The sequence below is a fragment of the Nostoc sp. genome, from assembly GCF_036919815.1.
Lineage (GTDB): Bacteria > Cyanobacteriota > Cyanobacteriia > Cyanobacteriales > Nostocaceae > Nostoc.
On the sequence record NZ_JBALCE010000114.1, the window covers coordinates 44,262 to 67,717 of the forward strand.

At 42.8% G+C, this 23,456-nt stretch carries 18 protein-coding genes; 12 read left to right on the forward strand and 6 right to left on the reverse strand.

The window, feature by feature from the left end; genetic code table 11:
• Positions 1-62: 62 nt before the first annotated feature.
• From V7K15_RS26050 to V7K15_RS26080, 7 genes are all read left to right on the forward strand, one after another.
• Positions 63-410: a hypothetical protein gene (locus V7K15_RS26050; protein ID WP_334910256.1), complete on the forward strand. Its 348-nt coding sequence runs from the start codon at positions 63-65 to the stop codon at positions 408-410.
• 133 nt (positions 411-543) lie between these two features.
• Positions 544-774, forward strand: coding sequence for a type II toxin-antitoxin system VapB family antitoxin (gene vapB / locus V7K15_RS26055; protein WP_334910258.1), 231 nt, complete (start codon positions 544-546; stop codon positions 772-774).
• Positions 771-893 (forward strand): hypothetical protein, encoded by a 123-nt coding sequence (locus V7K15_RS26060; protein ID WP_334910260.1) that lies wholly within the window; start codon positions 771-773, stop codon positions 891-893. The genes vapB and V7K15_RS26060 overlap by 4 nt, the downstream gene beginning before the upstream one ends.
• A gap of 121 nt (positions 894-1,014) precedes the next feature.
• Complete coding sequence (locus V7K15_RS26065; protein ID WP_334910262.1) at positions 1,015-1,596, forward strand: Uma2 family endonuclease; 582 nt, start codon at positions 1,015-1,017, stop codon at positions 1,594-1,596.
• Positions 1,597-1,861: 265 nt separating this feature from the next.
• Positions 1,862-2,188, forward strand: a complete 327-nt coding sequence (locus V7K15_RS26070) for a DUF1330 domain-containing protein (protein WP_334910264.1) — start codon at positions 1,862-1,864, stop codon at positions 2,186-2,188.
• Between the two features lie 167 nt (positions 2,189-2,355).
• Positions 2,356-3,522, forward strand: coding sequence for an 8-amino-7-oxononanoate synthase (bioF, locus tag V7K15_RS26075; RefSeq protein ID WP_334910266.1), 1,167 nt, complete (start codon positions 2,356-2,358; stop codon positions 3,520-3,522).
• A 441-nt stretch (positions 3,523-3,963) separates the two neighbouring features.
• Complete coding sequence (locus V7K15_RS26080; protein ID WP_334910268.1) at positions 3,964-8,208, forward strand: PAS domain S-box protein; 4,245 nt, start codon at positions 3,964-3,966, stop codon at positions 8,206-8,208.
• Between the two features lie 350 nt (positions 8,209-8,558).
• On the opposite strand, the gene V7K15_RS26085 is transcribed toward V7K15_RS26080, so the two are convergent.
• Positions 8,559-9,167 (reverse strand): hypothetical protein, encoded by a 609-nt coding sequence (locus V7K15_RS26085; protein WP_334910270.1) that lies wholly within the window; start codon positions 9,165-9,167, stop codon positions 8,559-8,561.
• A 183-nt stretch (positions 9,168-9,350) separates the two neighbouring features.
• Complete coding sequence (locus V7K15_RS26090; RefSeq protein ID WP_334910272.1) at positions 9,351-9,938, reverse strand: thylakoid membrane photosystem I accumulation factor; 588 nt, start codon at positions 9,936-9,938, stop codon at positions 9,351-9,353.
• A gap of 308 nt (positions 9,939-10,246) precedes the next feature.
• On the opposite strand from V7K15_RS26090, the gene V7K15_RS26095 reads away from it, so the two are divergent.
• The 3 genes from V7K15_RS26095 to V7K15_RS26105 all read left to right on the forward strand — a co-directional run bounded on the left by V7K15_RS26095 (position 10,247) and on the right by V7K15_RS26105 (position 13,034).
• A complete protein-coding gene (locus tag V7K15_RS26095; RefSeq protein ID WP_334910274.1) occupies positions 10,247-11,584 on the forward strand; it encodes a Mur ligase family protein in 1,338 nt (445 codons plus the stop codon).
• Positions 11,585-11,708: 124 nt separating this feature from the next.
• Positions 11,709-12,200 (forward strand): DinB family protein, encoded by a 492-nt coding sequence (locus V7K15_RS26100; RefSeq protein ID WP_334910276.1) that lies wholly within the window; start codon positions 11,709-11,711, stop codon positions 12,198-12,200.
• Positions 12,201-12,215: 15 nt separating this feature from the next.
• On the forward strand, positions 12,216-13,034 hold the full coding sequence (locus tag V7K15_RS26105; protein WP_334910278.1) for a type 1 glutamine amidotransferase: 819 nt from the start codon (positions 12,216-12,218) through the stop codon (positions 13,032-13,034).
• Between the two features lie 674 nt (positions 13,035-13,708).
• On the opposite strand, the gene hetF is transcribed toward V7K15_RS26105, so the two are convergent.
• Entirely contained in the window at positions 13,709-16,240 is a 2,532-nt protein-coding gene (gene hetF, locus V7K15_RS26110; protein ID WP_334910280.1) for a cell division protein HetF, read from the reverse strand.
• A gap of 1,746 nt (positions 16,241-17,986) precedes the next feature.
• On the opposite strand from hetF, the gene V7K15_RS26115 reads away from it, so the two are divergent.
• Positions 17,987-18,310 carry a thioredoxin family protein gene (locus tag V7K15_RS26115; protein WP_292800934.1) on the forward strand — a complete coding sequence of 108 codons (324 nt, stop codon included), beginning with the start codon at positions 17,987-17,989 and terminating at the stop codon, positions 18,308-18,310.
• Here V7K15_RS26115 and V7K15_RS26120 read toward each other — a convergent pair.
• Positions 18,307-18,534 (reverse strand): hypothetical protein, encoded by a 228-nt coding sequence (locus V7K15_RS26120; RefSeq protein ID WP_334910282.1) that lies wholly within the window; start codon positions 18,532-18,534, stop codon positions 18,307-18,309. The two genes, V7K15_RS26115 and V7K15_RS26120, sit on opposite strands and share 4 nt — an antisense overlap.
• Before the next feature lie 141 nt (positions 18,535-18,675).
• The gene (locus V7K15_RS26125; RefSeq protein ID WP_334910284.1) at positions 18,676-20,526 is read right to left on the reverse strand and encodes a S8 family peptidase; all 1,851 of its coding nucleotides are present in this window, start codon (positions 20,524-20,526) and stop codon (positions 18,676-18,678) included.
• A 112-nt stretch (positions 20,527-20,638) separates the two neighbouring features.
• On the opposite strand from V7K15_RS26125, the gene V7K15_RS26130 reads away from it, so the two are divergent.
• The gene (locus V7K15_RS26130) at positions 20,639-21,073 is read left to right on the forward strand and encodes a hypothetical protein (protein ID WP_334910286.1); all 435 of its coding nucleotides are present in this window, start codon (positions 20,639-20,641) and stop codon (positions 21,071-21,073) included.
• 149 nt (positions 21,074-21,222) lie between these two features.
• Here V7K15_RS26130 and V7K15_RS26135 read toward each other — a convergent pair.
• A partial coding sequence (locus tag V7K15_RS26135; protein WP_334910288.1) for a choice-of-anchor D domain-containing protein occupies positions 21,223-23,456 on the reverse strand: 2,234 nt, incomplete at its 5' end.

Consider the following 23,456-nt stretch of genomic DNA (forward strand, 5'->3'; position numbering starts at 1 on the left):
TGCGAGATAAAATGCTAGGACGTTAACGTGAATCTTCTGCTGACCAATATTCGCCTAATAATATGAATGTAGTAGATATAGGCGAAGTAGAAGAGGGCGATTTATTCATAGATGATAATTCGAGTTTTGTTGGCTCTAACTGCAACTTGTTCAAGCTAAAAACACAAGACTTCATACTTTTTAAGGTGGTAGAGCAACTTGAGCGTATTATTAACGTAGAGTATGTATTTTTAGTGGCAGACGATGTTGGTTACAATCCTTATCTTCAAGACTTAAAGGATAGAGGAGCGGAAATAATTGTTTTTCAGAACTCAGAAAATTCTGGCTCAAGAATGTTCCACAACTTTAACTGGGCTGATATATCATATCCTCTGGCTTTGGCTATGGGTTTAAACCAACATGAACTATAGTATGAAGAAGCAAGCTAACAACCCAATTGGAGTGGACTGACAAGTGCAGTTTGAAAGCGAAGCCATCGAAAAATAAAATCCCTTCCAGAAATTCCCCTAAAATTACAAGCAGGAGAACCTCTCAGGAGAAATCATGGCTATTGATGCAGAAATTTTACAAACACTAGATCAAATGCCAGAGACACTTAAACAAGAACTCTTGCATTATGCTAAATATTTAGTTGAGAATTATTCTAAGGCTATTTCTCAGGAAAGTTTACTACAACAAAAGCGTCGATCTGGCATCTTAAAAGGAACTTTTGTTTTACCTTTGCCTGATGACTTTGATGAACCTCTCGAAGTTTTTAAGGAATATATGGAATGAGTAGTTTCCTTTTAGATACTCATGCCTTTATCTGGCTAACTGAAAATGACTCCAGCCTTCCAGATAATCTGAGGATGATGATCACATACGGCAGATACCGTTTATCTGAGCATCGCTAGTCTTTGGGAAATTTCCATCAAGTTGAACCTTGGCAAATTATCGCTTCAACAGAGCTAATACTAAAAGAGAATGCCCTTTTTTCGCTATCCTATAAAAGTTAATCATTAACAGATCGCGCCGATGGTTGCTTTACCCGACAACATTTTGATGAGTGCAGAAGAATATCTGGTTTGGGAACCCACCCAAGAGGAACGCTACGAGTATTGGGATGGCGAAGTTGTGATGATGAGTGGTGCTACGCGCAACCATAATCGGATTTCTGCAAATTTCTTTAAGCTTCTAGATGATGCTTTAGTAGATCGCTCCTGTGAAGTATACATTGTAGATGTGAAGGTGCAGATAGAACCGGGGCAAAAGTATTTTTACCCAGATGTGGTGGTGACTTGCGACGAGCGCGATGACGATCCACAATTGATACAATATCCCTGCTTAATTATCGAAGTGCTATCACCTTCAACGGAAGCAGTCGATAGGGGAAAAAAGTTTGCCAAATATCGTCAATCTCCAACCTTGCAAGAATATGTCTTAGTACAAGTAGCTCAACCGGGTGTTGAAGTGTTTCGACGCAACGAACAGGGAAAATGGGTGCTGTCGGAGTATAATTTGGACGAGATATTGCGACTGGAATCGGTGGATGTAGAAATAGCGCTCGCCCATTTGTACCGTCAAGTCCAGTTTGAAACCGAAGCAACCGAAAATTGAATAGATGATCACCAATATTCGCCTAAATTGAAATAGCTGATTCCAATCTCAAGTATGATCGAAAAGTAAAAGCGATGGCTTCTCTTCTCTACGAGAGGCTGCGCCAACGCCAACGCCTGCCGTAGGATGCCCGTTCGGGTAGCGTCTCCTTTAGGAGAAGGGCTGTAGGGTGAACGCCGATGCTAAATACTTTTGTTCCTAGAGTTCTTGTCTTGAAAGAATTCTCAGCAAATATAGTCATCTAACTAACTAAAGGAGAACCATCATGCCTGTATATTTAATCGCAGACATTAAAGTTACCGATGATGCCTGGATTTCGGACTACGCAGCAAATGTTCACGAGATTGTACGTAATCATGGGGGGAAATACCTTTCCCGCAGTGGCAATATTACAACTATTGAAGGCGAGGAACTAGAAACAACGCTGATTGCCTTGGTGGAGTTTCCTTCTATCGAGGCAGTACAAGCGTTTACTAACGATCCAGCCTATGCAAAATATCGTCAAGCTCGCCAGGCTGGTAGTATCAGCAGCTTGAATGTAATCGACGACACTGATGTTGTAGGAACCATACCCTATTTACCAAAAGGTTAATATTGTCGATTGTCCGATTTGATCCAAAGTATGCATCCTGATACAGCAGATTTTAAGGAAACAGTGTGCGATCGCCAGAAAGCATCTGCATGGCTTGTTGCAGGATGATCAGATTTACGGCTAATTACAAGTCATTTTAAATACTACCCATCAAAAACCACTCCCGAATGCCCACAGACCCTTATGCTTGGCTAGAACAATCCTTAGCAACTATTCATCGGGCAGACTGGTATCGTTCAGTACAAACAATCCAGGGTCGTCCGGGTGCAACGGTGGTTTTAGCTGGGCAAAAGGTAATTAATTTTGCCAGCAATGACTATTTAGGACTTGCGGGAGATCAGAGGTTGAAGGCAGCCGCAACTGCTGCGATCGCTGAATTTGGCACTGGTAGTACTGGTTCTAGATTACTCAGTGGGCATAGAGAATTACACAGAGATTTAGAACAGGCGATCGCATCTACCAAACAAACAGAAGATGCCTTGGTATTTAGTTCTGGGTATCTAGCAAATTTGGGTGCAATTACTGCGATCGTTGGCAAGCGTGATTTAATTTTATCTGACCAATACAATCATTCCAGTCTGAAAAATGGGGCGATTCTTAGCGGTGCAGCAGTTGTGGAATATCCGCACTGTGATCTTGCAGTACTAAAAACTCACTTGAGTCAACAACGGCAAAACTACCGACGCTGTTTGATTCTGACTGATAGCGTCTTCAGCATGGATGGCGATTTATGTCCGTTGCCCGCATTGTTGGATCTCGCTGATGAATTTAGCTGTATGCTGCTAGTTGATGAAGCTCATGCCACTGGGGTATTAGGAAAAACTGGCGCTGGGTGTGTGGAACATTTTGAGTGTACGGGAAAGCAGTTAATTCAAGTTGGCACTTTGAGTAAAGCTTTGGGTAGTTTAGGCGGGTATGTAGCCGCAAGTAGCGCCCTAATTGACTTTTTGCGAAACCGCGCATCCACTTGGATTTACACCACTGGGCTTTCACCTGCTGATACGGCGGCGGCTTTAGCAGCAATCAAGATAGTGCAACAAGAACCGCAGCGCCGTGCCCAATTGTGGGAAAATGTAGATTACTTGAAAAGTTTACTGCAACAACAGTTACCAAATCTAAAATTACTGCCTTCGGAATCACCTATATTATGTTTTCAATTGCCGAGTGCGATAGATGCACTCATTGCTGGAAAACAGCTAAGAGATGCTGGCATTTTTGCCCCAGCAATTCGTCCCCCCACAGTGCCCACAAGTCGAATCAGAATATCTTTAATGGCAACTCATGAAGCAGCACATATTGAAAAATTGGTAGCAGTGCTGAAGGATATCTGTTAACTCCTGAGATTCTAAGTAGGTAGGCGTAAATAATTAAAGGTTTATAGTGTACAGCCTTTGGGGAAGCAAGCTACACGTAGCGTCTGGAAGAAAGGGCTGAAGACCTATTTACAAGCAAATTTTAATATTTTTATATTACTTAACATAGTTTGATTTATCCTCGCCCACTTACTTCTAGCAATCCTAAACAACATCCCCGACTTCTTTGATAATTCGGGGATCTGTGGCTTTCAATTTTTACAAATCAAACAGGATTGCTATATATAAAATTAACGATAATTTTTTATTTTTCATACTATATTCTTGAGGAAATAGCTTCTAGCAAAAGAGGTTTTTAAAACCAAATAAAAATCTATCTAGGGATAAGTTACTAAAATTTGCAAAGTAGCTTAGTGTATGTAGAGCCTCTGCAATAAGTATTGGTTGTTCCTAGACATTTTCATGCCCCATATTCATTCTTCCCAATTACTGCGTTATAGCATTGTTGTCTTAATTGTTGCAGTTGCATTAGTGATAATGTTGATGCTAGACCCCTGGTTAAGCATGAGTGCAACTCCTTTCCTGGTGTTTTTAAGCGCTGTAATGGTGAGTGCTTGGTATGGTGGTTTGAAGTCAGGGCTGTTAGCAACTTCCTTGTCTGCGTTACTGAGCGATTACTTCTTTCTCCCCCCAGTTGATCAACTGAGTTTTGACATATCCAATTTTGTCCCAATTGGGTTGTTTGCATTCCAAGGATTGCTCTTTAGTATCCTATGTGATGCCTTAAAGACTGCTAAAAGACAAGCTGATGAAAATCTCCAAAAGCTGAGAGTTAGTGAGGAGCGATTTCGATTAGCGTTAAGTAGTTCAGATATCGTCGTCTTTCAGCAAGATAGGGATTTGCGATATCAGTGGATTCACCATCCTCAAGGTCTGGATACTACTGAGGAAATCTTAGGTAAGTCTGATGATGAATTATTTCCAGCTTTAGTAACCGAGCAATTGAGGGTAATTAAGCTGAAAGCACTAGAGACTGGTCTTGCAACCCGTGAAGAGGTTTATCTCACAATTTCTGGAAAAGACCGTTACTATGATTTGCTAGTTGAACCGCTAAATGATGCAGACAATAGCATTCAGGGTATTACGTGTATAGGTGTGAATATTACTGAGCGCAAGCAGACTGAGGAAAGACTCCGCTATATCGCCGAATTTAGTAGTCTACTCTCTACTTCGCTAGATTATGAACAAACTTTAGAACAGATCGCTAAAATCTCAGTTCCCCAGCTTGCTGATTGGTGTAGCGTTGATATTTTAAATGAAGATGGTTCTATTCGCCGCCTACCCATTACCCATATAGACCCAGCTAAAGCAGAGTTGGCGCGTAAACTTGAGGAGTATATCCCCGATCGCAACGGTGCAAATCTCATCGCTAAGGTGCTGCAAACCCGGCAAGCAGAATTAATTTCAGAAGTATCTGACTCGCTATTGGTGGGGACTACTCAGAATCAGAAACACTTAGAACTGATTCGAGAATTGGGGATCAAGTCTTTGATGATTGTACCTTTAATCGCACACCAACGAGTACTCGGCTGCATCTCCTTTGCTACCACAGAATCAGACCGTCGCTACGATCGCTCTGACTTAACTTTAGCAACAGATATTACCCATCGTGCTGCCTTAGCAGTGGAAAATACCCGACTTTATCGAGATATGCAGCAGGCTTTAGTCCATTATGGCGAATCTCTATCTCTTCTAGATGCGCTACTCGGAGCTGCTCCGGTTGCTGTATGCTTTTTGGATCGCGAACTGCGATATATCCGAATTAATCAAGTTTTCGCTAACATTAACGGTTTGACCATAGAAGAGCATCTAGGACGCCAATTTGGGGAAGTACCGTTATCTTTACCGGCTGAGTTTAAGCTACAGTTACAGCGCGTGTTGGATACTGGAGAACCCCTGCTGAATATGGAAATCAGTAGTGAAACAAGGGGACAACCAGGATCTTACAGCTATTGGCTGGGCAACTATTACCCCGTCAACAACGCAATGAGTGAAACCATAGGAATTGGGATTATTTTGGCAGATGTGACAGCAGCAAAGCAAACTTCACTTGCATTGCAGGAAAGTGAAGAAAGGTTCCGGGCAATGTTCAACCAAGCAGCCGTTGGCATTTCTCTAGTAGCATTGGATGGACAATTTCTGCAAATTAATCCGGCTCTGTGTGAAATTACTGGATACAGCTATGAAGAGTTAATCCAGATGAACTTTCAGGAAATTACCCACCCTGACGACTTAGAACTTGATTGGGAGAATGCTGGGCGGGTTTTTGCAAAAGAAATTAGTGGTTATTCTTTGGAGAAGCGCTACATCCGCAAAGATGGTTCGATTGTTTGGGTAAACTTAACTATATCAGGAGTTTGGGATGCTAACGGACTTCCAAAGTATGCATTAGGGATTATTGAGGATATTAGCGAACGCAAACGAGTTGAAACGACTCAAAACTTTTTAGTCGAAGCCAGCACCTTACTAGCTGCCTCATTGGATTATGAAATCACTTTGGAAAGTGTGGCGAAGATAGCAGTTCCTACCTTAGCTGACTGGTGTATTGTAGATGTTTTTCGGGAAGATTGGTCAAGTAAACAAATTGCGATCGCAATTGCCGATCCCACAAAACTAAATACTTTAGAGGAAATCCGACGGCGTTATCCACCCAAAACCAGAGCCAAAAAGCTTGTACAGCAGCTACAGCTAGGAATATCGATCTTTTATCCGGAATTATCTGACTCTCATCTTGTGCAGATGGCTAAAAACGAAGAACATCTGCAATTGCTGCGAAGCCTGGGTATTCGTTCTCTAATGGTGATTCCAGTTCGTTCTCGTGGGCAATTATTTGGAGCAATCTCTTTTTTTACAGCCGAGTCAGCTCGCCACTACAAACAGACAGACTTAGCTTTAGCAGAAGATATTGCTCGGCGGGCGGCGACTGCCATCGACAACGCCAGACTCTACCAGGAAACTGAAATATCTGTCAATCGCACAGTACTTTTACAAAGAATAACTGCTGCTCTTTCAGAAGCGCTAACTCCCGAACAGGTGGCTGATGTGGTGGTGAATCAAGGGATTGCCGCCTTGTCAGCCACTGCTGGTTCCGTTGTCTTACTGACTGAGGGAGGTACTACCCTAAAAGTTGTGCAAGCAATTGGCTATCCGCAATCATTCATTGATGCCTGGGCAAATTTTCCGATCACTGCACCTAACCAGATAGCGGAAACAGTCAGAACAAGAGCGCCGATTTTTTTAGAAAATTTAGCAGCGATGACTGCTAAATATCCGAAATTAGCAGATCGAATGGCTCTTACAGGAAATAATGCCTGGGCTTCCATTCCCTTGATTGCAGAAGGCAAAGTAATTGGGGCGCTGGGATTAAGCTTTGCCACTGTCCAAATATTTAACGAAGAATACCGGGGATTTATATTGACACTGGGACAACAATGTGGTCAAGCGATCGCTCGCGCTCAACTTTACGAAGCCGAAAAGACTGCAAGGGCACAAGCCGAGACAGCCAACCGGATTAAAGATGAATTCCTCGCCGTCCTTTCCCATGAACTCAGAACTCCCCTAAATCCGATTTTAGGGTGGGCAAAGTTACTCAGAACCCGCAAGTTCGACGAAGCCACTAGAATCAGGGCATTGGAAACAATCGAGCGCAATGCCAAGTTACAAACCCAACTGATTGGAGATTTACTTGATGTTTCGCGGATTTTGCAAGGGAAAGTCAGGTTAAATCTCTATGCAGTAGATTTGAAAGTAGCGATCGCAGCTGCACTAGAAACGGTGCGTTTAGCAGCAGAAGCCAAGTCAATTGAAATAAAAACGGTGCTAAGTCATGATATCGGCAAAGTTCTGGGTGATGGCGATCGCTTGCAACAAGTGATGTGGAATCTCCTCTCCAATGCCGTTAAATTCACACCCACAGATGGACTTGTAGAAGTGCGTTTAGAGCAACTTGGCTTAGATGCCCAAATCCAGGTGATTGATACAGGTAAAGGAATCAACCCGGAATTTTTGCCCTACGTATTTGATTACTTCCGGCAAGCAGATGCCAAGACAACCAGAGTCTTTGGGGGACTAGGATTAGGACTAGCAATTGTGCGTCATCTAGTAGAACTTCACGGTGGTACAGTTCAGGCAGAGAGTCTGGGAGAAGGACAGGGGGCTACCTTTACAGTCAGACTACCTTTGCTGAAAAATTCTGAGTTGCGAGTCAGCAGTAGTGAACCTTCTCAACCAGAACTCACCACTGAGGACACATTACTGGCTGGAGTGCAAATCCTATTTGTGGACGATCAAGCAGATGTGCGAGAGTTTTTTAGCTTTGCGCTAGAACAATATGGTGCGACTGTAACAGCAGTTGAATCAGCCGCCCAAGCGCTGGAAACATTAGCCCAATCAAAACCACATATCCTGTTAAGCGATATTGGAATGCCCTTAATGGATGGCTATATGCTGCTGGGTGAGGTGAGAAAATTATCACCAGAGCAAGGCGGACAAATTCCAGCGATCGCTTTGACTGCTTATGCTGGAGAAATTAATTATAACCAAGCAATGGCCGCAGGGTTTCAAAAACACTTACCTAAACCCGTCGATCCTGTGGAATTAGCTACAGCGATCGTCAATCTGATCGCGCCCAATCAACCTGGAGTTTAGTAGAGAACACCAGAAAAAGAGTATAGAATTTAATCATTCGTAGGTTGGGTAGAACGGAGTGAAACCCAACATCAAATCTGAATATTCCCGAACCCTTTGACGGTGAGGTTCACTACATAATTTCACAAGTTTGTAGCGAAAAACTGAATTAAAATAGGACTTACGCAAACAATAGCTAAAAAGAGTGATTTTCTTCTTAGGGGCAATACCCTGCGGGTTGGCGTAGCGTTCCGTAGGAAAGCTAAAGCTACATGAATTGCCCCTACAGCGTGTAGTTTTGCGTAAGTCCTATAAAAATTTACTGGGAGGCTCTGTAGAATCTCTTTAATTATGAATTATGAATTATTTTGTCAACCAATAGGGCGATTACCAGGATTGACAGCATGAATATATTCACTACCCGATCGCGGTCTTCCTCGTTTATAATAAGCTTCTTCTGGTTTACCCCATCCTAGCTGCAAAATCATTTCCAAAAAGCTAGGATTTTCCCACTTACACAAACTTGCCCATTCTGTTCTTTGAACAATTCTTTCAACATCAGATGCAACAATTTGTTGATATTGTTTGCTATTATTGAAACTCAAGTATAAATCCATTTCCATAGAGACTTCATACCAAAATTCTACAATAGAATTTTTAGCAGCTTTTAATATCTCTAAGTCACTGGTGAGGGCGATTAACTCAGTGTCTACTTCGGGATAGTTCAAGTTTTTCCCTTTGACTCTTACCTCCCGCCAGATAATACCTGAAACTTGATTTTCCCTCTGATAGTCATGAATTGCAGTTTTGAAATCTTGATAGGCAGTGAACCGTTGTAGCCCATCATTTCTAAGAAACTGGTCAATTAGAGGATTGCCAGAGACAGTTATTTCTAATTTTAGACGTTTTCCATTCAGGCAAGCTTGGCGTTCAGCTGCCAAAATTTGAATTAGCTCCTGGGTGGTGTAAACCTTTGACATCAGAATACACTCTAGTTAGTCATTGGTCATTGGTTGTTAGTCATTAGTTACGGACTATAGACTATCGATTAACTTTCTAATCTGTTAACACAGACATTTAAATATTATGCTTTGGCATCGGCCGAAATGTAGTAACAGATAGCACTAAAAATTAGAGCAGACCAATTTGGTCTACCCCAGAAGTTACTTCGCTAACTCACTACTGAACTCATTGAAGGCTCGCCGCTTTAGCTTTGTTGTTTCCGTGCGTGGTGCCAAATCAAATATTTTGCGAAATTCATCGTCTATATCTTCAAAAGCTACTTGACCCTTCTTATTCAAAACTACTTCACCTGATTTATTAAACACCACGACTTGAGGAACACCTCCAGAATAGTAATATCCTACTTCTGTAGGGTCATAGGTCTGTTTAAGTGGGATAGTATCTACATTAATCGGCATAATTTCTGCTACCCGACCATAGAATTCTTGTACGCGTGAAATGGAAATGGCATATCTTTTGGAATCGCTACTGTCATCCAAATAAAATGCCAAAAATATGGGTTTATGTTCCGCTAAAGACTGTGCTAGTGTCTGTCTGGGAGGAACCAAAGAACCATTGCCAGCATAAATGACAAAGATGTTGCCATCATATAAATCATTATTGAGACTGGCATACGCAGGTTGCATACTTATAATGAAAATACTTGCAAGCAATAATAGGCTTTTGGATAACAACCTTCGCCAGCCAGTAATTTGTTTATGTAAAAAAAGAAACTTTGTGCTATTCATCAAAAGGAACCTTGCAAGCTACTAGTTGTTGTGAGTTTGTGCTGAATTCGGCAAACTGGGCTGGATATGTAATTACGCCCACACACTATTTTTTAAGATAACGCCTACTGAGATTATCTCTCGCAAGTGGCTGGTATCGCTACGCAAAAATCAAAACAGAGGTAAAGTAGCGCAACCGTAAGGCTCAACCATCCAAAATCCAAAATTGGTATGGCTGGCTTTTTCAGCCAGGATTCGGTAAACTCACAAGATTAAATTTGCAATTAAATACTTGCAATTAGCAACCGCCAGAAGACTAGGGTACAGATGTGGGAAACAAAATACAATTCATAGATAGGCTGCGATTGCGTTTCGCGGTGTCAGTGGCAAAAAGTGTAACGTTTATTGTACAATTTTTGCGTCTGGGTGCTGCTAGTGTATTACCAGGCGCGATCGCTCGTCGCATTCAGCCCCGCCTTTTAGAATTATTGAGTCAGCAAGTTAAAAACGGGGTGATTTTAATTGCTGGTACTAACGGTAAAACTACTACAGCGCTACTTTTATGCACGATACTAGAACGCAAGGGTTATCGCATCGCTCATAATTCTACAGGTGCAAATCTGGAAAATGGCTTGATGAGTGCGCTATTAGAAAGCACCAACTTCCTAGGTACACTAGATGTTGATTACGCGATTTTAGAAGTTGATGAAAATATTGTACCAAGAGTATTAACCCCACTCCAACCGCGAATTATTCTCTGTTTAAACTTGTTCCGTGACCAACTCGATAGGTACGGGGAAGTAGACACAATTAGTAAGCGTTGGACAAAAGTTATTTCTACGTTACCAGCAGAAACGGTAGTAATTCCCAATGCTGATGACCCAACTTTATCTAACCTCGGTCAGCAGTTACCCCAACGAGTGTTATTCTTTGGCTTGAATGAACCAGAACATTATTTAGAAGCAATTCCTCATGCGGTTGATTCTATCTATTGTCCCAGATGTGGACATTCTTTAGATTACAAAGGTGTTTATTTGTCTCATTTGGGAGATTTTACTTGTCCTCAGTGTGGTTTTAGTAAAAGTAAACCGACTCTCGAAAGTAGTGAATGGTCGCAAATTCTGGTTGGTTTGTACAACAAATATAATACTTTAGCGGCTGCTACTGCGGCTATTGACTTGGGAGTTGATGAAGCAACAATCAGAGATGCGATTAATAATTTCCAAGCGGCGTTTGGTCGGGCTGAAGATTTAGTAATTAACGGTAAACGCGTGCGGATATTGTTATCAAAAAATCCTGTGGGAACGAATGAAACCATTCGCGTAGTTACTGAAAGCACAGATAAAACCACACTGCTGGTATTGAACGATCGCACGCCCGATGGCACTGATGTATCCTGGATTTGGGACGTAGATACGGAGAAATTAGTCGAACGTGGAGGGACTTTAGTAGTGAGTGGCGATCGCGTCTACGATTTAGCTCTACGTCTACGTTACAGCGAAAAGTCTCCTCAGAGTAAGTTAAATTTAATTGTCGAAGAAGATTTGCGACAAGCGATCGCTACTGCATTAGAGCATACACCAGAGAATGAAACTTTGCATATTCTGCCTACCTATTCAGCCATGTTAGAAGTGCGAGAAATTTTGACTGGTCGGAAAATTCTTTAAATTGGGGAGTAGGGAGTGGGGAGAGACGCGATGAATCGCGTCTGTACAGGAGTTAGGTATTGGGAAGAATTCGTGCCCAATGCCCAATACCCAAAGAAATAGATAAATCACTTAAATTGGCAATATGCTTATTCAACACTTCCAGATGCTTTCACGCTACAATTATTTAGCAAATCATCGCTTGTATGAGGTTTGTTCACTACTTTCAGATGTAGAACTCAAGCAGACTCGACCAGCATTTTTCAAAAGTATTTATGTGACATTGAATCATATAATGATCGGCGATCGCATTTGGATGGGGCGCTTTACAGGTGAAGAGATGTCATCTCAAGGACTTGATGCTATCCTCTATGATAAATTCCAGGAATTGCGTGAAGCCCGTTTTTTAGAAGATGAGCGGATTACAGCATTTATTGATAATCTAGATGATGAAATCTTGAAGGTAATAATTACTTATAAAAATAATCAAGGTAAAATTTATAGCGATCCAGTGAATCTGTTGATAGCACATTTTTTCAACCACCAGACACATCACCGAGGACAAATTCACGATATGCTAACCCAAACGGAAATTACTCCTCCAAGTCTGGATATGCACAGAGTAATTTCACCCTAAGATGAAGAGTTATTTATGAGTTCTCAACAATTGGAAATCACAATAGGTTGGCTTTATCCGACGCTGATGAGTACCTATGGCGATCGCGGTAATGTAATTACTATAGAACGTCGCGCTCAGTGGCGAGGATACGATGTTAAAGTGTTACCCCTGGATCAAAATGCCACAGCCGCAGATATTAAAGTTGTAGATATCATAGTTGGTGGTGGCGCACAAGACCGTCAGCAAGAAATTGTCATGCGTGATTTGCAAGGTGCCAAAGCCGACGCTATGCGCGAGAAAATCGAAAATGGAACACCGGGAGTTTTTACCTGTGGTTCACCCCAATTGCTAGGACATTATTATGAACCAGGATTAGGACAACGAATTGAAGGTTTGGGAATCCTCGATTTAGTTTCCGTCCATCCTGGTGAAAATACTAAGCGCTGTATTGGCAACTTGGTAATTGAAGTGACAGCTTCACGTTTGGCGCGAGATTTGCAAGAGATGACGGGTAGTACACCATATTTGGTAGGCTTTGAAAATCACGGCGGACGTACAAAACTGGGAAAAGTGGAAGCATTGGGGCGCGTAGTGTATGGTTTGGGAAATAATGGTGAAGATGGGACAGAAGGAGCATTTTATCAGAATGCGATCGCTACTTATTCTCACGGGCCATTGTTACCCAAAAATCCTTTTGTCGGCGATTGGTTAATTCAAACAGCATTGCGGCTAAAGTATCAGCAGGAAATTACCTTGCAATCTTTGGATGATAATCTTGCTGTACAAGCGCGGGAAGCGATGTTTAAGCGGTTGAAAGTGAGTTTACCAAATGGTGCTGCGACAAAAGTTTAACCTCAGTTAGCTAATTAAGCCTCTTTGCGTGTCGGGGAGAGGTTTGATAGGGGTCAAATTTGACATAAAGCAAGGGGGCAAAGCATGACTCAAGCCTTAGCCAAACAAGTAACATTTCAGGACTTACGCACTAAAAACTTGAAACCTTGATCCCCCCTAACCCCCTTAAAAAGGGGGGAAACTCAAAAGCCCCCTTTTTAAGGGGGTTGGGGGATCTCTTGTGCGTAAGTCCTATAAATGACAAACACTCGTGCGCGAGTTTGAAATACTCATGTACAAAGCTCAAATACTCATTCACAAGTTCCAAGTGTTCGTGAGTGAGTCTGAAAAACTCGTCTATGAGTATTTGAGATTCATCGACGAATTACAAAGATTCGTTCATCGGCAAAATATCCTCATTCACGAGTATCAAAGACTCATTAACGGAGTTCCGAACCTCCTTAATAAGTCTCAAAGACTCCTTTACAAGCCAATCTGAACCATTGATAATGATAAATTATTGGAATTTAAGCGGCAACCAATTAAAGACACTACCAGAAGCGATCGCCCACCTGCAACAACTCACCACCCTGGATTTAAGCGGCAAATAGTTAAATCGGCGGTTAGAAACGGACTGTATTGCATGGAATTGAGAACTGGTATTTAATCAACCGCGATCGCACCACCCCAACATATTACTGTTGTTCACCTTTTTCTTGAAGGAGCGATCGCCAATCTACGATCGCCTTTTCTGTCCACAGCCAATTTTTAGCTAATTTATCTACCTGGAAATTTCCTGGATCAGACTTGAGAACCAATTGTCGCAACTTAATCGCTTCATTCAGATATTGTGTCTGCTTACTATTAGGTTGACTCAGTGCAGATTTATACATTCCCAGAGCTAAACCAGCATAGGAAGTTAAAGCATCTTGAGGCGCTGCTGTCTTTCTAGATGTTGAATTTGTCTTCTGTTCTTTGAGAGCTAAATTCAAAGCCTTGAACCAAGAATCATTGGCTCGATTCAGATTGCCTTCTGTGTAGTAGGCAAATCCCAAAGCGTTATTATACAAAAGCGATTCTGGTTTAGCTTTTGCAGCAGTTTCCCAATAACGACGGGCATCATCGACGCTATAGTTCTTGTCTCCAGTTTGGATAGATTGCCAAGCTAATCGTCCCTTGTAAAAGTTCACAGATGGATCATCAGCTTGTTTATTTGGAATCAGTTTCAGGGCAGTATCAGCCGCAGCCAGTGCGCCACGATTGAGTAGTTCTTCTACAGCTAACAACCCACCTTGCAAATCTCCTTGGCTCATTTTTTCTGTAGCGGTGGCGGCGACAATTCCAGTTGGTGCTGTCTGTAAGTCGATATTTGGCGGCTTTTGACGTAGAGACGGAGGGGGAATTTCTGGTATGTTAGGCAGAGTTACTTTAGATCGATTTTGCCACCAATTTAAAGCGATCGCAGCTGCTAAGGCACTAATTCCCACAATCCCCACAATCGTCCACAGCTTGCGGCGTTGGGTACGATTTCTTGGTGGGGCTGATTGCGATACCTGCGACGGGCTACGCCTACGCAAAAAATCAGCAGAATTTTGCAAATTTCCTTCAAAGTTGCCAGCAGCTTGAGATGGCGGTGCTGGGGCTTCCCCCCACAAATCTGCTCCCTGTTGCAAAGAAGCCATTTCCTCGGAAACCTGTTTTTGCTGAAGACTATTTTGGTGAATTTGTTGATCCAATTCAGTTGGAGCTTTTGGGTTATCTAGCTGACGAAACAAATCCGAAACTATCGCAGAATCTTCTGCATAGCTTGGGTCATCATACTCAATTTCATCAACGAGATCGCCCCAAGTATCTTCACCTAGCCAGTCCAACCCAGAAGAGTCACGCGCCAAACCAGAAGGAATCATTTCCTCCATTCCTAAAGACATCTCGGAATCATCTGCCATATCAGAGTACATCGTCGAAGTTACCCCTAAAGGCGAACTATACTGATTCAGCGACTCCGCACTTTCGGATAACTCAGTTTCCTGACTCAAGAAACCGTCAAATTCTGGCTGGAGATATAAAATCGGTAATGCCCAGTACATCTGGTGAGAACCATAGGCAGAAATTAATCCTTGACGCACCCGACTTACGCACAAATCTACTGGATATCCCTGACTCAAGTTGCGGTAAAATAATTGTGTGAGCGTCAACGCCACTTCATCAGGAATCCGTTCTGACATAGCCAAAACGCTTCTAATTCCGCGCTTCACCAGACTTTCTGCCAAATTTCGTTCGCCAGTATCTCCAGAGGCATCGGACGCAGGTGTGTATGCCCCCAAGCAGGAGTTAAACACTGCCATTTGGATGTTATTGTTGACGAGCAAACCTGCTAAATCGTCCCCAGTTAAGATTTCCGTTAAGCCAGTTCTGCGACTAGCAAGATAAATTTCTCCGCCATTAGATCCGAAGTTACTATGACCAGAGTAGTGTAGAACGTGGTATCTGCCTTGTTCTAAAGCTTGCGTCAGTTCTTCCCGTCCTGGTTGGTCTAAGACAGTGAGTTCAATTTCTGGAAAGCGATTGCTACCTTCAGCAAGTCGTGGTATGCGGTGAAGTTCCGCTTGCAGTTTAATCGCTTCCTGTTTTTGTAAGTCAAGGTGAACTTGATCTGAGGGAGAAGCAATTACCATCAACACTTTCACACCACCTTCTTCTCGTGGTGTGGGCATATTTGGCGTAGGCGTAGCCCCCCGCAGCGATCGCATTGGGGAAGCCCCCAAAACTCCACTTTGGAAGCGAGAAAAAGCCACATAAGGCCCAGTAGCCAGGGGGCGATCGCCTGCGTGCATCACTTCCCAAGGCAGACGAGCTAATCTAGTGTCTTTTAGCCCCAAGCGTAACCGTAGTACTTGTTGGTGATTTTGGGCAATACCTTGGGCAGTAATCCAACTATCTCTGAGAGTCCCTTGAAATAGGGCGGTATAAAATTGTTGACCCAACGCCACCAAGTTAACAGAATTTCTGGCGATATCGCTTTCATTCCCGCCAGAGGCGAATATATCTCCCTGCAACACCGAATTCAACGGGTCATTCATCAAATGCCCAGCAGCCATCAACCACTCAGCTACAGGCCAAGTCACCAGTTCTTCTGCCAATGGCACCCCAGGCGCGACTTGTTCAGTCCGCACCAAATAGTCATTTTGCCCTACAGGAGTTACCGAAATGTGGAATTCCTGGGTCACAGCTTCTCCTGTCCGCCTCCTAAATCTGGTTTGAAACGCGAAAGTTTCAAGTCGATTTTTCGCTCCCTTTGATAACTTAGATGCATCCCACCCCTGAATGTTTCTGATTCTAGTTATTTTGCTTTTTCTGCCATTACAACTTTATCCGGATCGGATTACTTGGGACTAGAACATTTAATTGGTAGATGCACCTTGATCTTCAACTCCCCTAGTTGGCTAACACCCACTGGGGGTTTTTTTCAATTTTGGCAAACAACAGCAACTTCTGACGCAGATATTCTCTAGCAGAAAATAGTGCTTAATCCTAGAATACTTGATTAATAGATGGATGTACCTTGATCTTTAACTCCCCTAATTCAGTTAATATTCACTCTTGTTTTTTTGAGACACGACAACAATCAATTTTCTAGTAAATTTATCCGGAGCATGGTGGTTAAACCGAGAACATTTAATTGGTAGATGCACCCTGATAACTAGCTCCCCTCGTTGGCTAACGCCCACTGGGGGTTTTTTTATGACTCAATAAGTACAAAACTTACGCACTGAAAACAACCAAACTTATATCTGAATAAGCCCACGCCAGTTCCTTTTCCTGTTCCAAAACGCTCTTGCTAGCAAGCTTTCAGAGTTGGGGGAACCCTTTTAGTAGTTCCTGTGTTGCTACCGCTACGCTCACAGCAAGGTACTGGCTCCCCTGAAAAAAAGGAAACTTTAAGAGCCTTTGGCGGATCTCTTCTGCCTAAGCCCTAAAACAGCAATCATCCCTGACACACCCATTTTTTAAGGCAGTGCACCGATCATTTAATTGGTAGGTCTGTCCTGATAACTAACCCCTCTGAGGTTTTTCTCTGATAAACAAGCAGTAAAAACTTCAACCTCTCAATTTATCTGGTAGCTACCCATTACTTTAGAAAAGATTCTTGGTAGATGCACCCTGATAACTAACTCCCCTGGTTGGCTAACACTCACTGGGGATTTTTCTAGTTGCGTCACCGATAGCGACTTTTAAAGCATCACAGCCCGTCTTAGACATCGCCATCAACCCTGATTTTGCCTATTTTATCCGGAAGATACTGGCTGTCCCTAGAAAAGATTATTGGTAGATGCACCCTGATAACTCACTTCCCTAGTAGGTTAACACCAACTGGGGTTTTTTTATTTAAAAAAATAACTGAACTTTGTACAAATTCATCCGGAGTATGGTGTTCAACCTAAGAACATTTAATTGGTAGATGCACCCTGATAACTAACTCCCCTGGTTGGCTAACACTGACTGGGGGTTTTTTTATGCGTAGACGGGTAGCTGCTTGTCGTTAAATATCACCCTAGCATTTCCTGCCCACATAACTCGAATGCACCACTACTCTAACTACTGCTGGTAGACTTTAAGTATCCTCCTGTTGCCAGGATAGAGCATAACTTGCTCACGCAATCCCTGAATCGCTTTCTTTTTATTGTGAGCTAGAGATGCCACACTAAAATGATTACTATGATATTTAATCACATTCTTAATTTTTTTTCTATATTTTGACTAGATCATATTTTTAGTTCCCAGGTTCAGCCTGGGAAAGCGGTACTGGAAGCTCCGCCTCCCAAAAAATTGCCTTCCCTGCTAAAAGTAGGGAAGGAGAAAAAAATACTTGCTCAGGATTTCAGGCTGAAGTTGACACTAATGACCAGCTATATGATAATATTTCATGGCATTATGCTAAAAAAGTTTGCCTAGAATCAAAGAGTCTTCAACCCATGAGTTTAGCTGTAATTAAGTTCTCTTCAGAAGAGTGCGGCATCTGCCACAAAATGTCTTTTTATGACAAAAAGGTGGCTGAAGAACTGGGTTTAGAATTTATCGATGTAAAAATGCAAGATACGGCTGCTTACCGCAAGTATCGCAAGATTTTATTAACTCAGTATCCCGATAAATCAGAAATGGGATGGCCTACTTACATCCTCTGCAATTCTCCAGAAGGAGAATTTCAGATTGTGGGTGAGGTAAAAGGAGGTCATCCCAAAGGGGAGTTTAGAAGCCGTCTTCAAGAGGTTCTGAATTCCACAGCTAATCAGAACTAACTAATTACCTCAAAAGATTTGACCTCCAAAACAGGGCCAATCATGGCAGTAGTCATGATATCTTCACGCACCTGTCCTTTAACTTTTGTTTTTTGTCCAGCTTTGAGTAAGTCTTTGTCAGCCCCTCTAAGGATTTCGTAAGTAACGCCCTCTTCTGTGACTAAAGCCCATGCGCCTGTGCCAATATCACGGCGTTCGATTGTACCTGTAAGTGTAATGCTCATAAGAAGTGGGGAGTTGGGAGTTTGGAGAGACGCGATTAATCGCGTCTGTACAGGAGTTGGGAGTTTGGAGAGACGCGATTAATCGCGTCTGTACAGGAGTTGGGAGTTATAAAAATTCATGCCCCATGCCCAACTCCCAATTTATGCTATTTTTTCTTCGTTTTTCAATGCTAAACGAGCAAGTCCATAACAGATTAGGGCATTACCGATGAGGAACAAGCGTGCTAAATGACCACTTCCCAAACCCCAAACCGCCGGGTCGAAAAACGCACTTATAGTTAAGCACGCTGCTACACCTAAAGTTGAACCAATGGCAAACCATTTCCAACTAGGATGTCCCAGCAACAATGCCATTAAGACAATGGGAATCAGTACGCTAGCAAACAGGGGATTGAACGCATCAGTTCCCTGGAGGCTATTGCCTAGTTCGGGAATTGAACTGCCCAAAACCCGGAAAGGCCATTGGGGAAGATCAAAAATATAGATTCCCTTGAGGAAGAATAACCCAGAACTGCCAGCAATTAAGCCACTGGATAAAGACCAACTCCAAGTGAAGGGGAAGTAAACACGTAAAAACCAAGCTAGCAGATAGGAACCAACTACCATTAAAATCTTGGGTAACAGCGCGATCGCACCACCATCAATCCAAAAGCCGGGGTTAAGATAGCCGTTATCGCGTAACCACCGAAAGAAATCTGGGAAACTGATTTGTCCCCCAAAGGCTAGTTTAACTGCTGCTTCTGCATTCAGGTGTCCAGCGCCATAATAGTTCAAACCATCATCCTGGATAACTCGCGCTGACTGCTTCAGGACTTTTAAAACTTCATCTGGTTCTTTGATGCCAGCAGCTTTGATTAATGCCGCAACACCGGCAACGTGGGGAGAAGCCATGCTTGTACCCTGGAAGCCCAGAAATACGCCTTCGCCTTTTTCGTCGATAGTTTCTTGCAGAATCTTACCAGCTTCACTACCACCAGGAGCAGAGATATCTACCCCAGCACCAAAGTTAGAATAAGGCGCTCTTTCCCCATCTGGGCCAATTGCCGAAACGCCGATGACGTAGGGATAACGGGCTGGATAGCTTGCCCCATTGGTGTTTTCATTCCCGGCTGCGGCAATAATAACTACACCTTTTCTATGGGCATACTCGATCGCTTCTTTCATCAATTTGCTTTCACCGCTACCACCCAAGCTCATATTAATCACATCTGCGCCTTTATCAGCAGCAAATTTAATCGCTTCGGCAATATCGGCAACAGTACCGCCACCATAGGAACTGAGTACTTTCAGGGGCATCAGACTGGCTTCATAGGCAATTCCAGCGACGCCATATTTATTATTTGTGGCTTGGGCAATAGTTCCGGCAACATGGGTACCGTGGCCATTATCGTCTGTGGCTTCTTCTCGGTCGTTAACAAAATCATAGCCTTTGACGAATTTTGTCTCATACAAGTCCCGCACCTTGGTAATCCCAGTGTCAATTACTGCAACTGTGATGCCACTGCCTTTAGTTTGACTCCATGCGCCTTCAATACCGATTTGGTGCAAGTTCCACTGCTTGCTGTAATATTGGTCATTGGGGCCAGTTAATGAGGGACTTGCTTCATCATCTTCTTGGGGTCTTAAAAATTCTCCAAGCCAAGCTGGTTGACCGGGTTGTGGAATCTTTCTGTAGATATAATTTGGTTCAATGAATTCTGTAACTTGGGCAAATTGAGATTTTTTCAGTTCTTGGAGTCGCTGCCGATCGCCTTTGACAATATACACATGATCTTTTTCGGAAAACTTGTTGTCTAATTGGGGTGTAAGGTTGTATTGTTTAGCGATCGCTTGTAGATTCTGTTCCACCACAATTGATGGAATATCTTCCCGAAAATCAAGCAAAATCGTCTCAAACTCTCCTTTAGCTGCCAGTCCCTGGAAATTCAGGAAACCAAACATCGCAGATCCTAGCCCAATGACAAACAAGCATAATAATATAAGCTTTCTCATATTAACTCATTACCGCTTTTTGCCAGTTTGCTCACTACCATAACTTATTTCCATCCTTTATTGGTAGATTTTGCACTTTTAGTTACAAGTTTCACTCAGGACTTTTTAAACGATGGAACGTGGTCTTTTATGGTTGCCCTTGTTAGTAATGTTTTTCTGGTTGGCTTGGCAAGGCTCGAAGGAGTATCAAAAAGTTGAAGCCTATCGCGCTTGGGCAGAGCAATTTGAACGGGCTAAGTATGATATTTATTCAGTGTTAGGTCAAAAAGGCAACAATCTAACTTGGGGAAAACCCACGCCTAAAGGGCCTATTAAACTAGAAACATTCTCTTTGCTTGATGTCAAACAAATTTATCTTTTGATAGATGACAAACAAGTAGATTTAGAAAGTATACCGGAGAAAGGTCGTTCTATAGAGTTAGAATTTCTATTTTCCGAATCTATTAACTCAGTGCGGGTTCCGTTTACAGAAATCCCTTTGGCTGCGGAATGGGGTAAGTTTTTGCAGAGGGTATTACAAGACTTGCGATCGCAACCACAGCAGTAGTAAAATTGAAACTACAACTTCCAGATGATCCGGCTATTTCTGGTCAAAAAGTAGGGGCACAAATATATTGCGCCCCGATGTCTGTGATCTCTTTAATTGAAAGTCGATTCATGTTTGGATTACATTTGGACTCAGTTAACCCGATCCAACTATGCTTGAACGATGAAGTCGGAAGCAGTAAGAGTAGGCGCACCAGTAAGTTGTGCAAATTGACCGCCACTGCCCAAACCAGCAGCACTACCATTTTGATTGTATAGTAATTGCCCACTCAGAGGGTCGTAAACAATTACGGCATTGCTAACCGCCCCTAAACTGCTGATTTGAAAATCACTGGCGTTACTAAAACCCGTTCCCACAGCAGAAGTAACGGCAGTAAAGGTGCTCTTACCCAGAACAATCTTGTCACCTTCAGAGTGATTGAAGTCAGCGATGGTATCAATACCCACAGTACCGGTAGTAAAGGCAGTATTGGTGTTGTAGAGGAAAGAGTCAGCACCTATACCACCGACGAGAGTATCATTACCTTGTCCACCAATGAGAAGATCATTGCCAGTACCACCCCGCAGCAGGTCGTCACCACCGCTGCCATTGATGGTGTCATTACCCCCTTGACCATTAATCACATCGTTGGAACTGTAAAAACCGCTGATGTTATTGTCCAAGTCATTGAGAAACGTGACGCTATTTGGGGTGGAAATATACGTTTGATTGGAGTTGGCATTAATCACATCAAAGCTTTTGGTAACACTGGCTTCTCCGTCAAATACGATATTACCGATGGCAGGTCTTGTTGTCGATGCACCTAAGTTATCTAGGTTTTCTAAGTTAAAGTTTTGCAGAGTGACTTTGGTATTATCCACATTTCCAAATAAGACTTCTAAATTGTTGCCATTTTGAGTTAATTCCAGATTTCTTGCAGTCAAGTCAGTCCCAATAAATTGCAAGGTGTCTACTTTGGCAATCACCCCAGCCGGAGGGCTTGAGCCAATACCTACACCACCAAAGCCAGCGATGCTGTAATTGCCATCGCCTCGTCGAATAACAAAAGTATCATTGCCATCAGTGCCATTGAGAACTTGAATTTCCGGGGCAGGAGCGGGTCTAACTGTGCCACTAATCGCAAAGTCAAAGGGGCTTTCATTAATATCGTTGTTGTTTAAACTGAGGCTGCCACCATAGGTGCCGGATGTAGTGGGGTTGAGTGCCACCGATATGGTGGTAGAAGCATTAACAGCCACGCTCGTTGGAAGAGTTCCAACCAAACTAAATCCGTCTGGAAGTTTAAGATTACTCAGCTTGAGTGCGCCTGTGCCGGTGTTCTTGATGGTAAAGGTTTTGGTCAAGCTGTCACCAACAGTGGTGTCACCAAAGTTAATGGCGGTGGTGCTGCCATCTGTAATGTCAATAGTACCATTGAGAACTTGAATTTCCGGGGTAGTAACTGTGCCACTAATCGCAAAGTCAAAGGGGCTTTCATTAATATCGTTGTTGTTTAAACTGAAGCTGCCACTATAGGTGCCGGGTGTAGTGGGGTTGAGTGCCACCGATATAGTGGTGGAAGCATTAGCAGCCACGCTCGTTGGAAGAGTTCCGACCAAACTAAATCCGTTCGGAAGTTTAAGATTACTCAGGTCGAGTACAGCTATACCGGTGTTCTTGATGGTAAAGGTTTTGGTCAAGGTTTCACCAACAAGAGTCTCGCCAAAGTTAATGGGGGTGGTGCTGCCATCTGTAATGTCAACAGTACCATTGAGAACTTGAATTTCTGGGGTTTTGATAGAGCTGCCGGGAGCTTCGTATGCACCAATATCAATCACTGTACTGCCATTACCATCGCCATCCTGAGGAATATTCGTACTGATGCCATTGAAGTCATTGGAACCAGCATCGATGGCAACACTTCCAGATTTGAGCGCAAAATTCTTTTGGTCTGCATCAACAAATTGGGGATCTATACCCAAAATATTCTGCAACCCTGTGGCATTTAGATTATCTGAAGCTTGGAATTGAGAAGAGTTATAAACAAGGTTGTGGTCAAAGTTGACATTTGTAGAATATTTCAGAAGATTAGCCACTTGATTGTCACTGGCATACATGATATTGTTCTCGGCTCTAACATTTTCTGAGTAAGTGACTTTAATCTCTCCGCTGTTAGTGAGAACCTGGCTATTTTTGTAAACTGTATTGTTGACAATATCTACATTGGCTGCTTTGAAGGCGCTAATCCCAGAGTTACCACTGTTGTAAACTATATTATTCGCAATCAAAGTTCTACCCAAGTAAGCTTCTCCTGATTTACTTACATTAGTAGTATCAAGCATAATCCCATGTCCTTCAGTGATTTTGCCTGCTACTTTCCACGGAACCAGACTTTGATTATCGT